We start from the raw sequence: 14,500 nt of genomic DNA on the forward strand, positions 1-14,500 counted from the left end.
CCATCCGCTGAAACCCCGAAAGCGGAGGAGGACAGCATGACGACGACAGTGCTCGGCGCGGGATACGCCGGGGTCATGGCCGCGAACCGGCTCGCTGGGCGTGGCGAGGAAGTGGTGCTGGTCACGCCGAACGCGTGGTTCGTCGAGCGAATCCGGCTTCATCGCGTGGCCACCGGTCTCCGGGAGAACGCCCGGCTCGACCTGGAGACCGTGCTGAACCCGGCCGTCGAGGTCGTCCAGGACACCGTGACGAAGATCGGTGAAGACAAGATCCAGCTCGCCTCCGCCGAGAACCTGCCCTACGACACCCTCGTCTACGCGGTCGGATCCGGGACCAGCGTCCACAACGGCACTTACCGGATCGTCTCCGAGGAGGAGACCGAACGGCTCCGCACCGCCCTCGCCGAGGCACCGGACGCGCCGGTCACCATCGTCGGCGCGGGCCTGACCGGCGTCGAGCTGGCCGGGGCGCTGCGCGAAGCCGGACGCGCGGTGAAGCTGGTCTCCACCGCCCCGGACCGCCGCGCGATCCGGGCGCACCTGCGGTTTCTCGCCAAACAAGGCGTCGAGATCGAACTCGGCCGACGCGTCGATCCGGCCGAGCTCGAGGGGCTCGTCGTGGACACCACCGGGTTCACCGTGCCGAGTCTCGCCGCCGATTCGGGACTGCCGGTCGACGAGTTCGGCCGGTTGCTGGTGGACGAGCAGCTCACCGTCCCCGGGCACCCGAACATCCTCGGCGCGGGCGACGCCGTGCACACCTCCTTCCGCGCCGCGTGCGCGACGGCGCTGCCGATGGGCGCGCACGTCGCCGACGTCATCACCGCGCGCCGCGAAGGGCAGGCCGGGAAGCCGTTCCGGATGGGCTACGTGCTCCAGTGCACCGACCTCGGCAGCGGACGCGGACGTGTCCAGTTCCTGCACCCGGACGACACCGAGCGCGCGATCGCGATCGACGGGCGCGCGGGCGGGCTCGTCAAGGAGACGATCTGCCGGATGACCGTGCGGTGGCTGAGCCAGGAACGGGATCGCGCGGGCCGGTACTCGTGGCCGGCCGGCGCCTAGACTTGGCCGGCATGGACCACGGCGACGTCTTCACCGCGCATCGGCCGACGATGCTCGCCGCCGCCTTCCACATCACCGGATCGCGGTACGACGCGGAGGACGTCGTGCAGGACGCGTGGGAAACCTGGTCCCGGGTGGACCTCGAGACGGTCCGCGTCCCGCACGCGTTTCTGTCGGTGATGGTCTCGCGCCTGGCGCTCAACGCGGTCCGCGCGCAGCGGCGCCGGCGCGAGAACTATCCCGGTCCTTGGCTGCCGGATCCGGTGGTCGAGGGGGATTCGCCGGAGTGGGAGGTGCTGCATCGCGACGGTCTGGGCCAGGCGCTCGACTTCGTGCTCAGCACGCTGACCCCGGAGCAGGCGGCGGCATATGTCCTGCGGAAGGTGCTCGACGTCGACTATCCGTCGGTCGCCGAAGTGCTGGAGACAACGCCTGCGGCGGCCCGTCAGCTCGTCTCGCGCGCGCAACGGGCGGTGACGTCGGCGATCGGGGATTCCTTGCCAGACCAGGGGAATCGTGACGCCGAGGCGCTGGCGACGCTCGCCGAGGCGGTGTTGTCCGGCGAGATCGACAAGGTGGCGGCGTTGATCGCGCCGGACGCGGTGCTGTACTCGGACGGTGGTGGGAAGGTGCTCGCCGCGCGCAAGCCGTTGTTCGGCCGGGACCGGATCGCGCAGTTCCTCATCGGAATCTCCACGATGGAGGAGGTGACGATCGTGCCCGCGATCATCAACGGCGGCCCCGGTGCGGTCTTCCTCCAGGACGGCAAGGCGACGACCACAGTCACCGTCCGCGCGGGCGATGCCGGTGTGTCGACGCTGTGTTTCGTGCGCAACCCCGACAAGCTGACCGAGATCACTCTCGCCTAGCCGCGATCCCGTCGTACATCATCCGCCGCACGGCCTCGCTCACCCGGCGCTGCTCCTCGGGGTCCGGGTTGCGCAGCGAAGCGATCGCTGACGCCAGGATCATGCCGTTGATCGCCCGCGCGCTGTTCTCGATGTCGAGATCCGCGCGCAGGTAGCCCAGCTCCACGCCGTGCGACAGATACGCCGCGGTCAGTTCCGTGGCCAGCTCGAAGAAGTCGAGTACGCGCGCCGCCATCGCTTTGTCGATACCGGCGGCCTCGAACAGCAGCAGCCGCGGCACGCGCGGGTCCTCGCCGAAGATCTGCGCGAGCGCGTCGCCGATCCGGGCGGTCTGCTCGCGGTAGGCGTCCAAAGTAGACACCGCGTCCGGCGCGTTTTCCGCGGTGAGCGCGGTGACGATGCGGGCGACCAGGTCGTCGATGACGTGGTCGACGATGTCGCGCTTGTTCTGGAAGTAGCGGTAGAAGGTGCCGTGCCCGATGCCGAGCTTCGTGGCGATGTCGGAGATCCCGGTGGCGTGGTAGCCGAGGTCGGCGAAGCAATCGAACGCCGCGTCGATGATCTCGCGGCGCAGTTCCTGCTTCTTGCGCTCGGCTCGGGTGGTGCGGGGGCTCTCCTGGGCTGTCACGCACTGCAGTGTATTGCCAAGTCCGGCGAAGTGACATACCGTTCCGTTACTGACAAGTAGTTCCGGACGAGAGGTCGGACATGGACGCGCAGTACGACGCAGTCATCGTCGGCGCGGGCTTCGGCGGCATGGGGGCGGCCATCCAGCTCCGCCGCCTCGGCTACCGCGACCTGCTGATTCTCGATCGCGAGGACGACCTCGGCGGGACCTGGCACGTGAACCGGTACCCGGGGCTGGCCGTCGACATCCCGTCGTCCACCTACTCCTACTCGTTCGAACCCAATCCGTACTGGTCACGGCTGTTCGCGCCGGGTGCGGAGTTGAAGAAATACGCCGAGCACGTCGCCGACAAGTACGGTCTGCGCGCCTCGATGCGCTTCGGCGCCGTCGTGACCGGCGCGACCTGGGACGGCTCCAACTGGCGGGTCAGCATCAAGGGCGGCGAGACGGTCACCGCGAAGTACCTGCTCACCGCCACCGGCTTCCTGTCGCAGCCGAAGATGCCCGACATCGAGGGCATCGACCGGTTCGCGGGCAAGGTCATCCACACCACCAAGTGGGACGACAGCTACGACCTGGCGGGCAAACGCGCCGCGGTGATCGGCACCGGCGCGACGGCCGTCCAGCTCATCCCGGAGATCGCCAAGGTCGCCGCGGAACTGACGGTGTACCAGCGCACGCCGATCTGGGTCAGCCCGAAGCCGGACTACGCCGTGCCGAAGCCGCTGCAGCAGGCGTTCGCGAAGCTGCCGCTGGTGCAGCGCGCGGTGCGGCTGGCGGGCAGTTCGGTGCTGGAACTGATGATGATCTCCGGCGTGGTGCAGTACCGGCAGTTCCGCGGCGCCAACCGGATCGCCGAACGCTGGTGCCGCGCGCATCTGTACCGCCAGGTCCGCGACCCCGAACTGCGCCGCAAGCTGACGCCGGACTACTCCTTCGGCTGCAAACGGCCGACGTTCTCCAACGACTACTTCCCGGCCTTCACCCGCCCGCACGTGCACCTCGAAACGACGAGCATCGAACGGATCGACGAAACCGGGATCGTCACCGCGGACGGCAAGCGCACCGAGATCGACACGCTCGTGCTGGCCACCGGCTTCAACCTGTGGGACGTGAACTTCCCGGCGATCGAGATCATCGGCCGCGACGGCAAGAACCTCGGGAAGTGGTGGCGTGACAACCGCTTCCAGGCGTACGAGGGCGTGACCGTGCCCGGGTTCCCGAACCTGGTTTCGCTCAACAGCCCGTATTCCTACAGCGGGCTCTCGTACTTCACGACCATCGAATGCCAGATGAAGCACATCGACCGGCTGTTCAAGGGGATGCGCGCCCGGGGCTCGGACGTGTTCGAGGTGACCCAGCGGGCGAACGACGAGTTCCTCGGCCGGATGAAGCACAAGGTCGGGCACTCAGTGTTCGCGCTCGGCCAGTGCGCGACGGCCAACAGCTACTACTTCAACCAGCACGGCGAGGCGACCCTGCTCCGGCCGACCTCAACAATCAGCGCCCACCGCGAGGCGGCGCGGTTCCCGTTGGAGGACTACAGCTTCGCCTGAGCCGAGGGTGATTTGCGTTCGCCAGGGGAACCCGCGGCTCGCGCGCGGCGTCAGTGTGGCGTGAAGACTGAGCAAGACGTCATGGCCCGCCTCCGCGCGCAGGCCGAACCCGTCCTCGGCAAGGGCGCGGCGGCGCGGATTCGTGCGTTCGAGAACGGCGACCTGTACGTCGAGGCGCGCACCGCTTCCACGCTCTGGGCATGGCTGGTCGACTTCCTCCTGGTCACCGGCCTGTCGGCGGCCGCGGCGGTGGCGTACTACTTCAAGTCGAACGCCTTCGACGCCGCCGTCGGGGCGAGCGTGATCGGGGTGGCGGGGCTGATCGTCGTGCCGCTGCTGTACGGCTGGTTTTACGGCAACGGACGCGGCCTCGGCGCGCTCTTCAACGGGATCCGCCTGGTCCGGCTCCGCGACGGCGGCCGGATCGGGCTCGGCAAGGCGGGCTGGGCGATGCTGATCCGCACGCTCGGGTTCGTGGTCATCGCGCTCGGGGTGCTGAACGGGGACACCACGGTGGGGAGCGGGGTGCGCACGCACCTCGACATCCGCGAGACCGAGCGGCTCCGCGCGGCCGGTTTCGTCCGGAAGCCGTGAGCGGATATCAGGTTCGCGCGGTCGCGGACACTCCCGAGCAACGGCTGCGCGACTACACGACGCGGCTGCAGGCGATCGTCACCACCCGGCGGGTCTACCGGGTGATGACGGCCAGCCTCGCCGGGCTTTTCGGTTTCAGCGGGATTCTGGTCGGGGTGCTGGCTCATTCCGCGGCCGGAGGATTCAGCCTGGCGGGCGGCGGTGTTTTCTTCGCGGTGCTGTGGCTCGGCGGAGTTCTGATCTGGCGGGGCAGGCCCGCGACCGAACGTGCGTTGAACCCGGGTTCGCGCCCACCTGCTGGTCGTACGCCGGGGAATGTGCGGGGCGCTTTCTTTGCCGCAGCGGGGATGGGCTGTTTAGCCGCTGTCGTATGTGGACTGTCCTTTATGTCCAGAAACCCGCCGGACGCCTTGCTGAAACTGGTGATTATCGGGCTCGGCACCTTCGTGGTCTTCGCCGTTTTGTTCGTGCCGCCGGGATATGTCTACGCGCAGTCCGACCACTACTTCGAGAAATGGCTCAACCGCAACCGCGCGGCTTACGAGGCGGCGGCGAGGCGGCTCTAAGGCGTACGACGGCGTAGCGTCGCCGCTCCAAGACCCAGCGCCAGTACCGCGCACCCGAGCACGACGAGGATGTTGCGGGTCAACGTCGTCGTCCAGTCCGCGGAGTGCGTCACCTGCGTGAGCGCTTCGACGGCGTAGGACAGCGGCATCACGTCGGACAGCCAGTGCAGCACCCAGCCCATCTGGTCGCGCGGCTGGAAAAGCCCGCACAGCAACGTTTGCGGCAGCACGAACAGCGGCATGAACTGCACGGCCTGGAACTCGCTCGTCGCGAACGCGCTCACGAACAGGCCGAGCGCCATGCCGAGCAACGCGTCGAGCACGGTGATCAGCAGCAGCGACCACACCGAACCGGCCACCGACAGTCCCAGCCACCACAGGCTGACCGCAGTCGCGACCGCCACCTGCAGCACCGCGACCAGCCCGAACGCCAGCGCGTACCCGGCGAGCAGGTCGAATTTCCCCAGCGGCAGCGTCATCAGCCGCTCCAGGGTGCCCGCGGTGCGTTCGCGCAGGGTGGTGATCGACGCGATCAGGAACATGATCACGAACGGGAACACGCCGAGCAGCGCGGGCGCGATCCGGCTGAACGTCTCGGCCGAGTTGAAGACGAAGCGCAGCAACACCATCAGCAGCGTCGGCACGAGAACGAGCATCACGACGGTGCGCGGATCGTGCCGCAGCTGGGCGAGGATGCGGCGAGTGGTGGCGAGAGTGATCGAGACAGTCATCGCTGGGCCTTCACCAGGTGCAGGAACGCGCGTTCGAGGTCTTGTTCGCCGGTGGCCGCGCGCAGGGCGTCCGGCGAATCGTCGGCGAGCAGCGCGCCGTCGCGCATCAGCAGCAACCGGGTGCAGCGGGCGGCTTCGTCCATGACGTGGCTGGACACCAGAAGCGTGGTGCCCTCGGCGGCGAGCCGATGGAAAACGTTCCACAAATGCTCGCGCAGCAACGGATCCAGCCCGACGGTCGGTTCGTCGAGCACGAGCAGTTCAGGCGTGCCGAGCAACGCGACGGCAAGGCTGGCCCGGCTGCGCTGGCCGCCGGAAAGTCGCCCGACCAGTGCGTCGGCGTGCGAACCGAGGCCGACCTGATCGATCGCCTCGGGCACCGACCGGGACGGCGCGCCCAGTACGGAGGCGAAGTAACGCAGGGATTCGGTGACCGTGAGGTCGGCGTAGACCGCTGGCGCCTGCGTGGCGTACCCGATCCGCTTGCGCAACCGTCGGCTGCCGGCCGGTTCGCCGAGCACCGTGACGGTGCCGCCGTGGGTCACCTGCACGCCGACGACCGCGCGCATCAACGTGGTCTTCCCGCAGCCGCTCGGCCCGAGCAACCCGGTCACCGAACCGGGCTCGACGCGGAAGCTCACGTCGCGCAGCACCTCCCGGCCACCGCGGACGACCCGCAGGACGTCGATGACCACCGCGGAATTAATCATGCGATGAATTCTGCGCGCGCGGAATTTCGGTGTCAAGCCCAGGCGAGTGCGGGGACGCGCGATGCTGAAGTCCGTGAGGGCCACCCTGAGGGAGTTAGGGTTCCATGCCAGGGACTTAAGCCGGTCAGCCTCAGCCTGCGGACTGTCCACACAGGACGCCGCCTCCGCCGCAATGCCCGATTGATACCCGTCTGACCGTGTCCGTGGGTCTGTGAGGGACCCCTTGAGGGAATCAGATTCCCTCAAGGGGTCCCTCACAGACCACACACCGCCCGACCGGCCCGTCTGCCGGCAGGCAGCCCGGTTTTCTCGGCCGGGCCGACGCGCTCCCCATGCATCCGCAGGGCCGCCTTAAGTCCCTGGCATGGGAATCAGATTCCCTCAGGGTGGCCCTCACGGACTTCCCCGGAAACGAAAGCCGCGCTCCGAGGTCAGCCCCGGTCGACGTACTGCTGCACGGCAGGAGCGATCAACCCGACCACGTCCTCGTGCGCGGCCCGCGCGAGCGGCTCGACCTGCACGACGTACCGGACCATCGCGAGCCCGACGAGCTGCGCGGCGATGCCGGTGACCCGCAGCGGCGGGATGTCGAGCGCGTCCGCGATCTTGTCCAGCAGCGCGCCCTGGATGAAGCCGCGCAGCATGTCCGCGGCCTGTTCGGTGGTGGAGACCGAGCGCAGCACGCCGAAGAAGGCGTCGCGCGAAGCGGGGGTTTCCCAGAGCGTCAGGAACAGCCGGACGAGCCGTTCGCCCACCTCGGAGCGAGGGCCGTCGAGGATCGCGGCGACGACGACGCCGGGGTCGGCCGGGAGGTGCAGCGCGGTCGCGAAAACCTGGTCCTTGCTGCCGAAGAAATGGTGCACGAGCGCGGGATTGACGCCCGCCTCCGCGGCGATCGCGCGGATCGTCGCGCCCTCGTACCCGTTCCGGCCGAACAGGTCCCGCGCGGCGGCCAGAATGGCCTCCCGCGTTTCGGTCTGCCCGGGGCGGCGTCCCGTCCGTGCCATCGGCGTCCTTTCGTCCGCTCCAGTATCGCGGGACCATGGGCGGTACAGCTGGCTGTACCTGATCTGTACCCCGCGCGGGATCGCCGGTCGTCCCGCCGGGGCCTTAGGTTCGGGCGACCGGGAGGGCAGGGGGAGCGGGGATGAACGGGACGGCGGTGCACGAGACAGCGGTCCGGGTGCTCATTCGAGCCTCGGATCCCCTGACCGACAACGGGATCCGGAGCTGGCTGCAGGCTCGGCCGGAGTTTTCCGTCGTGACTGACGAGGTGGACGTGATCATCGTCGCGGCCGAGCTGCTGTCGGTGGAGGTGACGTCGGCGTTGCGCGGGCTGAAGGCCACTGTGGACGCTCCGGTGGTGCTGCTCGTCGACGAGCCGGCGGCTGGTTCGGCGGTGCTGACCGCGGTGGAGTGCAACGTGGTCGCCCTGCTGAATCGCGAGCGCACGTCGAGCGAGCAGCTGGCCGCCGCGGTGCTGACCGCTTCGCGCGGCGGCGGGATCTTGCCCCCGGCGGCGCTGGGCACGCTGCTCAGCCATTTCCGCCGGCCGATCGAACCGCGGCCGAAGCACAGTTCCGGCCTGACGCAACGGGAAATCGACGTGCTGCGGCTGCTGGCCGACGGCCTTGACACGGCGGAAACCGCGGAGAAAATCAACTTCTCCGAGCGCGCGGTGAAGAAGGTGATCCACGATCTGTCGCAGCGTCTCGAATTGCGCAACCGGACGCACGCGGTCGCCTACGCGCTCCGGAACGGTGCGATCTGAGGGGTGTTCAGATGATGCCCGTCCGCAGGGCGTACGCGACCGCGTGCGAGCGGTTCCGCAGATCGAACCGCACCAGCAGCGTGCTGATGATGTTCTTGATCGTCCGCTCCGAATACGCCATCCGGTCGGCGATTTCGACCGTGCCGAAACCGTCCGCGAGCAGGCCGAGGATTTCTACCTCGCGGCTCTGCAGCCGGTGCCGGTCGAGGAAGCCGCGCGGGTACCTGGCCTCGCCCTCGCTGGTGTGGAACTCGTTCGTCAGCCGGGTCGCGCGGACGTCTTCCGGCTCGGCCGCCGGCACGCGGGCGGCCAGCGCTTCGAGGATCTTCTCGCGCGTCGCGGAACCGCGGTACAGCACCGCGGACAGGCCGAATCCGCCGAGCCTGCCCAGTTCGGCCTTCTCGATCCGGTCCGCGACCAGCACCGCGCGCACGTCCGCGACGAGCGCGGTCCGCCGGATCCGCGCCAGGTCGGCCAGGGTTTTCTCGCGGACCTCCGGCACGATCACGAGCAGGACGTCCGCGCGCGGGACTTCGCTGGGAGCCATCACGGCGTACCGGGGCGTGCCGCGCAGGTAGGCGGCGGCTCCTTCGCCGCTGATCGGGTCGTTGGCGATGATCGCCACTCGTTCGGGCAATGCGCTCATGTCAGCTCACAGACCAGTCGTTCCGCGCCGCATCCTCCGCTGAGCCGAGGATCCGCGATCCGGTGCGCGAGGTCGATCCCCCGCGCTGCCCGGGCGCGGTAGTGCCTGCGGTACCTCAGCAGCAGTTAAGGACTTAATCGAACGTTAGTGCTTGTAACCTTAGTTGCACGATAGCACTAGACGGGAGTCCAGCGGTGGTAATTGCCCGCACGACCGGGTGGCGTTCACGCGATCCGGTCCCGCGGGCCGACCCCTGCTCAGGCGAGCGCCTGAGCAGGGGGAAGCCGCGCGGCCCGCATCGCCGGATACGCCCCGGCGATCGCCCCGACCGCGGCCGAAACCGCCACCCCGCCGGCGAACGCGACCGGCGGCAGCACCGCGGGCCAGCCCTGGCTGAGCGCATACCCGGCGGTCGCGCCGACCCCAAGCACCACCCCGACGAGCCCGCCCAACCCGGACAGCAGCACCGATTCGGCGAGGAACTGCCCGCGGACCTGGCCCCTGGTCGCCCCGAGCGCGCGGCGCAACCCGATCTCGCGCCGGCGTTCCAGCACTGAGATCACCATTGTGTTCGCCACGCCGACTCCGCCGACCAGCAGCGCCACCCCACCGAGGCCGAGGAACAGCGCGCCGTAGGTGTTCTTGGTCAGCTGCTGCGCGGCGAGCGCGTCAGACGGCCGCTCGACCGCCACCTCGTTCGGCGCGGCCGGGTTGATCGTCGCGGCGAGCACCGAGCGGACCGCGTTGACCTGCGATTCCCGCGCCCGCAGATACACCGTGCTCGGATGGCCGTCGAAGCCGAAGACCTGCTTGGCGACGTCCCAGCCGATCAGCACCGACCGTTCGACCTCCGGCGCGAGCGGCATCGGCGCGAGAATCCCGACGACGCTGAACCACGCCGAACCGATCAGGACCTGCGGCGGCAGCGTCGGATCGAGGTGGTCGATGCCGAGCCTCGACGCCGCCTCCGACCCGAGCACGACCGCCGGGAAGCGCTGGTTCGCCGGGCCGAGGAACGTCCCGGTCCGGACCTTCCCGCCGAGCACCGGCAGCAGATCCGGCCGCGCGGCGAACACCGAAACGCCCGCCGAATCGTCCTTGCCGACCCGGTCGTTGCGGTACACCTTGGCGTTGACCTTGCCGACCTCCACCGCCCCCTCGACCGGCGCGATCCGCCGCACCATCGGGACCGCCGAGTCCGGCAGCTTCGCCGAACCGCCCATGAGCGTCTGCCCGGCCTCGGCGCGGAGCAGATTGGTGCCCATCGCGGCGAGCTTGTCCTGCAGTGCTTGGTCCGCCGACGCCGGGATGGCCAGCACGGCGACCATCGCCGCGACCCCGATGGCGATGCCGAGCGCGGACAGCATCGCGCGCAGCGGGCGGGTGCGCAATCCGTGCGCGCCAAGGGAAAGCAGATCGGCGGGACCGAGCCGGGTCGGGCTGGGTGGGGCTGGTGCGGTCATTGGGGTGCTCCTGCCGGGTGGGTTGTGCTGTTGGCAGGGGGGTGCGGGGCTTTGGTGCGGGGTGGGGCGGGCTGTTTCGGGTTGGGTGCGGTCATTGCGGCGTTCCGGCCGGGGCGGTGGTGGTGTCGGCGGGTGTGCGGCGGGTCGGCGGGACCGGGCTGTTTCGGGCTGGGTGCGGTCATTGGGATGCCTTTGCCGGGTGCGGTGGTGGGGTGGAGTTTGCGGTCGGCAGCAGCGTGCAGCAGGTCGGCGGCACCGAGCCGATCCGGCCCGGGCGCGCTCACTGCGGCACCGCCAGGTCGGCCGCACCAGTGTCGAGGCGTAATTCCCCGTCGAGGATCTCGATTCGCCGCGGCATTCCGGCCGCGATTTCCCGGTCGTGCGTGATCAGCACGACCGTGGTGCCGCCAGCATTGAGTTCCGCGAGCAAGGACAGCACTGCCGCACCGTTGCCGGTGTCGAGGTTTCCGGTTGGTTCGTCGGCGAGCAGGATCGGCGGCGTGTTCACGACCGCCCGGGCGATCGCGACTCGCTGCCGTTCGCCGCCGGACAGTTCGCCTGGCAGGTGTCCGGCGCGATGTCCGAGCCCGACCCGGTCGAGGGCCTCCAGCGCCCGCGTCCGGCGTTTTCGTTTCGGGACTCCGCTGTACAGCAGGCCGCTGCACACGTTGTTCACCGCGGTTTCGCCGTCGTCCAGGAAGAACTGCTGGAACACGAACCCGATCCACCGCGAGCGCAGTGCGGCGAGTTTGCGGTCGGACAGCTGTGCGACGTCGTGTCCGCGGATCTCGATCCGGCCTTCCGTCGGACGGTCGAGCGTGCCCATCAGTTGCAGCAGCGTGGATTTGCCCGAACCGGACGGTCCGACGATCGCCGCCATCTCGCCGTCCGAAAAGGACAGTGAGAAATTCCGCAATGCAGGCACGTTTCCGCCGTAGGTGCGCGACACCCGATACGCGGCCAACACGGGGATCATGACGTCGTCACCACCCGCTGGCCCGCGTGCAGACCGGCGGCCTTGACCTCGACCTGCCCGCCCGAAAACAACCCAGTCTCGACGCCGACCAGCCGCCGCTTGCCCTGCTCGTCGACCTCGACCGCGTATCCGCCCTCGGCGAGCGCGACCAGCGCGCCGACCGGCACCACCAGGACGTCCTGGTGGACCTCCTTGGTGAACCGCACCGATACCGGGACATCGACGACGTCTCCGGCAGCAGCCGGGTCGTCCACCTGGATCTGGACAGTGACCTTCGCCTTGCCGGTTTCCTTGTCCTCCGCGGCGGTGTCGCCGAGATCGGTAATCGTGCCGGTCAGCGTGCGGCCGTTGAGCGAGACGGACACCTTCGCGCCCTTGACCGCGACGCTCTGCTTGGTCGCGTCCAATTCGGCCTCCACGACGCGGGCCGTGCCGGTGTACTTGAAAACCTCGCCCGCGCCGGGGCCGCCGAGCTGGCCGGTCGCCGACGACACCCGGATCTCGCCGGGGGCCAGCACGACGTCGGCCGGATCGAACGTCCCGGTCTGTGCCAAGCCGAGTGATTTCTGCCAGCGTTTGAGCGCGGTCGCGGTCGCGGAGGTGAACTTCTCGTCCGGGGTGCCGAAACCGCCGTATCCCAGTGCTTTCAGGTTCTCTTCAAGCTCTTTGACGTCCGGTCCTTTGTCCACGCCGTCGTTCAGCACGCGATAGAACGGCAGGGTTCCGTAGAACAGCGGCACCGGCTTGGCGTCCACTGTGTACGCCGTCTTGCCGCGGCCGAGCACGTCGCCTCGACCGGGCAGCCAGGTCACGGTGCCGTTCTTCTTGCCGCTCAGCGCGGATTCCTTGCCGTAGCCGAGTTTCCCGGTCGCGTTCTCCTCTTCCTTCAAGTCCGATTTGGTCACTTCGGCGGTCGCCACCGGCTTCGCCGCCGCGGCTGGTTCGCCGCCGGAGGCGACGTGGGTCAGCACGACCGCCGAGGTCGTGCCGAGCACGACGACCGTCGCTCCCGCGGCGATGAACCAGCGTCCTCGTTTCCCGGTCACTTTCCGGCCATTCCCATTCCGCACGCCTTGAGCGCTTCCTCGAATTTGGTCCCGTCGTCCTTCATCGGCAGCGCCTGTGCGCCGCCGTTCGCGTCCGGATCCGGCATGTCGACGCCATGCTCGCGCATGCATTTGGCGTCCTTCCGGGCCTTGTCCAGTTCCTCCGGCGTGAGCTTCTTCGGCATTCCGCCGCCCGGCAGCAGCTTCTTGCAGGCGTCGAGGGCCGCCATGGTCTTGGGATCGTTGGAGAAATTGATGGTCGGGGCTTCGTTCTCGCCCGGATCCGGTGTGTCGACGCCGTGTTCGCGCATGCATTTCGCGTAGGCGCGCATCGCGTCCCGGTCCGCTGCGGGATCGGCTTTTCCGGCGGCGGCGTCCTGCTGCGGGCTTGCCTTCGGGCTGGAGATCGACGGCACCTGCGGCGCGGTTTCCCCGGACGAACACCCGGTGAGCAGCGCCAGCGCGAGTCCGGCTCCGACAGCCGCCAGACGTGCTTTCCGCATCGGGATTCTCCTTCGCTCGGGCGGGTCGTTCCCGCCGGTGGCCCAGTAGTACCGACGCGGCGATACAGGCTCGTTAAGCGATCTTGTTTATCCTCTCCTTATGCCCGGATAGGACAGACTGTCGGCAGCCACGACCTGGGAGGACCCTTGGCCGAGAAGAGCGCAGGCCCGCGCCGGGGGCCGCTGCGGCTGTCCGTGCGGACCCGGCTCACCGCGCTGTACGGCGGGTTCTTCCTGCTGGCCGGGCTCGTGCTGGTGGTGGTGACCTACACCGTCGTCAGCAACGAACTGCCCGCGCCCGCGCAGTATCTCGGCGACGGAGCCTCGCTGAAGCTGAGCCAGGTCGCCGCCGACGTCGAATCGGTCCCGATGGAGGCGACGACGATCCCGATGCAGACCGTCCCCGCTTCCGCGGAGAAAGTGGCGACTGCGGTGCTCACCGATTACCGCAGTTCGACAATGTCCACTTTGGTCCTCGCGTCGGCGATCGCGCTGGTGGTCACCGCCGCGCTGGCGTTGCTGTTCGGCTGGTTCATGGCCGGACGCGCGCTGCGGCCGTTGCACACGATCACCTCGACCGCGCGGCGGCTCGAAGCCGGGAAGCTCGATCAGCGCATCAACCTCGACGGCCCGCGTGACGAATTGAAGGAACTCGCCGACACTTTCGACAGCATGCTGGACCGTCTCGCCGGTTCGTTCGACAGCCAGAAACGGTTTGTAGCCAACGCTTCCCACGAGTTGCGCACTCCACTCGCGGTGCAGCGGACGCTGATCGAAGTCGCCTTGGAAAACCCCGACGCCGGGCCGGTGCTGACCAAACTGGGCGCGCATTTGCTGCAGACCAACGAACGCAGCGAACGGCTGATCGAAGGATTGCTGGTGCTCGCGCGCAGTGATCGCGGCCTGAGTGCACGGGCTCCGGTGCGACTGGACAAAGTGGTCCGTTCCGTAGTGAAACTCACTGCCGCGCAAGCCAAAGAGGCTGGCGTGACCGTGGAGACCCGACTGCGCGCGCGTACGATGGTCGGCGATGCCGTGCTGCTCGAACGCCTGGTGCTGAACCTGGTGAGCAACGCGATCAGCTACAACATCCCGGACGGCTGGGTCTCGATCACCATCGGCGCGACACCCGCCCTGAGCGTCCGCAATTCCGGGTCCAATGTGGACGACAACCAGGTCGCGGGCCTGTTCGAACCCTTCCGGCGGGGAAAACCGGATCGGACCGGCGCGGCGGACCATTCCGGACTGGGGCTGTCGATTGTGCGTTCGGTCGCCCGCGCGCACGACGGGGACGTGTCGGCGCGGGCGAATCCGAACGGCGGTTTGACGGTCGAGGTGCGGCTGCCCGCTTGATCCTTATCTCGGCTTTATCGCCG

Annotated in this window: 16 protein-coding genes; 7 read left to right on the forward strand and 9 right to left on the reverse strand. The window is 68.7% G+C overall.

The features are described 5' to 3' along the window. The first annotated feature begins 36 nt into the window (after window positions 1–36). Together WA670_RS09595 and WA670_RS09600 are read left to right on the forward strand one after the other, a co-directional pair. Window positions 37–1,065, forward strand: coding sequence for an NAD(P)/FAD-dependent oxidoreductase (locus WA670_RS09595; protein ID WP_051729270.1), 1,029 nt, complete (start codon window positions 37–39; stop codon window positions 1,063–1,065). Window positions 1,066–1,076: 11 nt separating this feature from the next. Then, window positions 1,077–1,934, forward strand: a complete 858-nt coding sequence (locus tag WA670_RS09600; protein ID WP_037817243.1) for a sigma factor — start codon at window positions 1,077–1,079, stop codon at window positions 1,932–1,934. Here the strand turns inward: WA670_RS09600 and WA670_RS09605 are convergent. Further along, window positions 1,921–2,562 (reverse strand): TetR/AcrR family transcriptional regulator, encoded by a 642-nt coding sequence (locus WA670_RS09605; RefSeq protein WP_037817003.1) that lies wholly within the window; start codon window positions 2,560–2,562, stop codon window positions 1,921–1,923. The two genes, WA670_RS09600 and WA670_RS09605, sit on opposite strands and share 14 nt — an antisense overlap. A gap of 80 nt (window positions 2,563–2,642) precedes the next feature. Between WA670_RS09605 and WA670_RS09610 the strand changes: the two genes are divergently transcribed. From WA670_RS09610 to WA670_RS09620, 3 genes are read left to right on the forward strand one after another with little or no spacing between them, the layout of a single operon-like run. After that, window positions 2,643–4,118 (forward strand): flavin-containing monooxygenase, encoded by a 1,476-nt coding sequence (locus WA670_RS09610; RefSeq protein ID WP_134728177.1) that lies wholly within the window; start codon window positions 2,643–2,645, stop codon window positions 4,116–4,118. A gap of 60 nt (window positions 4,119–4,178) precedes the next feature. Then, window positions 4,179–4,712 carry a hypothetical protein gene (locus WA670_RS09615; protein WP_336157533.1) on the forward strand — a complete coding sequence of 178 codons (534 nt, stop codon included), beginning with the start codon at window positions 4,179–4,181 and terminating at the stop codon, window positions 4,710–4,712. Next, on the forward strand, window positions 4,709–5,278 hold the full coding sequence (locus tag WA670_RS09620; RefSeq protein ID WP_336157534.1) for a hypothetical protein: 570 nt from the start codon (window positions 4,709–4,711) through the stop codon (window positions 5,276–5,278). Before WA670_RS09615 ends, WA670_RS09620 begins: the two co-directional genes overlap by 4 nt. Here WA670_RS09620 and WA670_RS09625 read toward each other — a convergent pair. From WA670_RS09625 to WA670_RS09635, 3 genes are all read right to left on the reverse strand, one after another. After that, a complete protein-coding gene (locus WA670_RS09625) occupies window positions 5,275–6,009 on the reverse strand; it encodes an ABC transporter permease (protein WP_238604421.1) in 735 nt (244 codons plus the stop codon). The genes WA670_RS09620 and WA670_RS09625 overlap by 4 nt on opposite strands. Next, entirely contained in the window at window positions 6,006–6,719 is a 714-nt protein-coding gene (locus WA670_RS09630; protein WP_336157535.1) for an ABC transporter ATP-binding protein, read from the reverse strand. The genes WA670_RS09625 and WA670_RS09630 overlap by 4 nt, the downstream gene beginning before the upstream one ends. Before the next feature lie 431 nt (window positions 6,720–7,150). After that, window positions 7,151–7,726 (reverse strand): TetR/AcrR family transcriptional regulator, encoded by a 576-nt coding sequence (locus WA670_RS09635; RefSeq protein ID WP_336157536.1) that lies wholly within the window; start codon window positions 7,724–7,726, stop codon window positions 7,151–7,153. A gap of 140 nt (window positions 7,727–7,866) precedes the next feature. Here WA670_RS09635 and WA670_RS09640 point away from each other — a divergent pair, with 140 nt between their 5' ends. Next, window positions 7,867–8,490, forward strand: a complete 624-nt coding sequence (locus tag WA670_RS09640) for a response regulator transcription factor (RefSeq protein ID WP_037816984.1) — start codon at window positions 7,867–7,869, stop codon at window positions 8,488–8,490. A gap of 7 nt (window positions 8,491–8,497) precedes the next feature. Here WA670_RS09640 and WA670_RS09645 read toward each other — a convergent pair whose 3' ends face one another. The 5 genes from WA670_RS09645 to WA670_RS09665 form a co-directional block, all read right to left on the reverse strand. Beyond that, window positions 8,498–9,136 carry a helix-turn-helix transcriptional regulator gene (locus WA670_RS09645; RefSeq protein ID WP_037816981.1) on the reverse strand — a complete coding sequence of 213 codons (639 nt, stop codon included), beginning with the start codon at window positions 9,134–9,136 and terminating at the stop codon, window positions 8,498–8,500. 257 nt (window positions 9,137–9,393) lie between these two features. After that, complete coding sequence (locus tag WA670_RS09650) at window positions 9,394–10,599, reverse strand: ABC transporter permease (protein WP_037816980.1); 1,206 nt, start codon at window positions 10,597–10,599, stop codon at window positions 9,394–9,396. A 280-nt stretch (window positions 10,600–10,879) separates the two neighbouring features. Next, a complete protein-coding gene (locus WA670_RS09655; protein WP_336157537.1) occupies window positions 10,880–11,575 on the reverse strand; it encodes an ABC transporter ATP-binding protein in 696 nt (231 codons plus the stop codon). Further along, the gene (locus WA670_RS09660) at window positions 11,572–12,621 is read right to left on the reverse strand and encodes a peptidoglycan-binding protein (protein WP_336157538.1); all 1,050 of its coding nucleotides are present in this window, start codon (window positions 12,619–12,621) and stop codon (window positions 11,572–11,574) included. The genes WA670_RS09655 and WA670_RS09660 overlap by 4 nt, the downstream gene beginning before the upstream one ends. Next, the gene (locus WA670_RS09665) at window positions 12,618–13,124 is read right to left on the reverse strand and encodes a hypothetical protein (RefSeq protein ID WP_037816974.1); all 507 of its coding nucleotides are present in this window, start codon (window positions 13,122–13,124) and stop codon (window positions 12,618–12,620) included. The genes WA670_RS09660 and WA670_RS09665 overlap by 4 nt, the downstream gene beginning before the upstream one ends. Window positions 13,125–13,271: 147 nt before the next feature. On the opposite strand from WA670_RS09665, the gene WA670_RS09670 reads away from it, so the two are divergent. Beyond that, window positions 13,272–14,477 (forward strand): sensor histidine kinase, encoded by a 1,206-nt coding sequence (locus WA670_RS09670; RefSeq protein ID WP_336157539.1) that lies wholly within the window; start codon window positions 13,272–13,274, stop codon window positions 14,475–14,477. Window positions 14,478–14,500: the final 23 nt, after the last annotated feature.

Source organism: Amycolatopsis sp. VC5-11 (genome assembly GCF_037034185.1).
Taxonomy (GTDB): domain Bacteria; phylum Actinomycetota; class Actinomycetes; order Mycobacteriales; family Pseudonocardiaceae; genus Amycolatopsis; species Amycolatopsis nivea.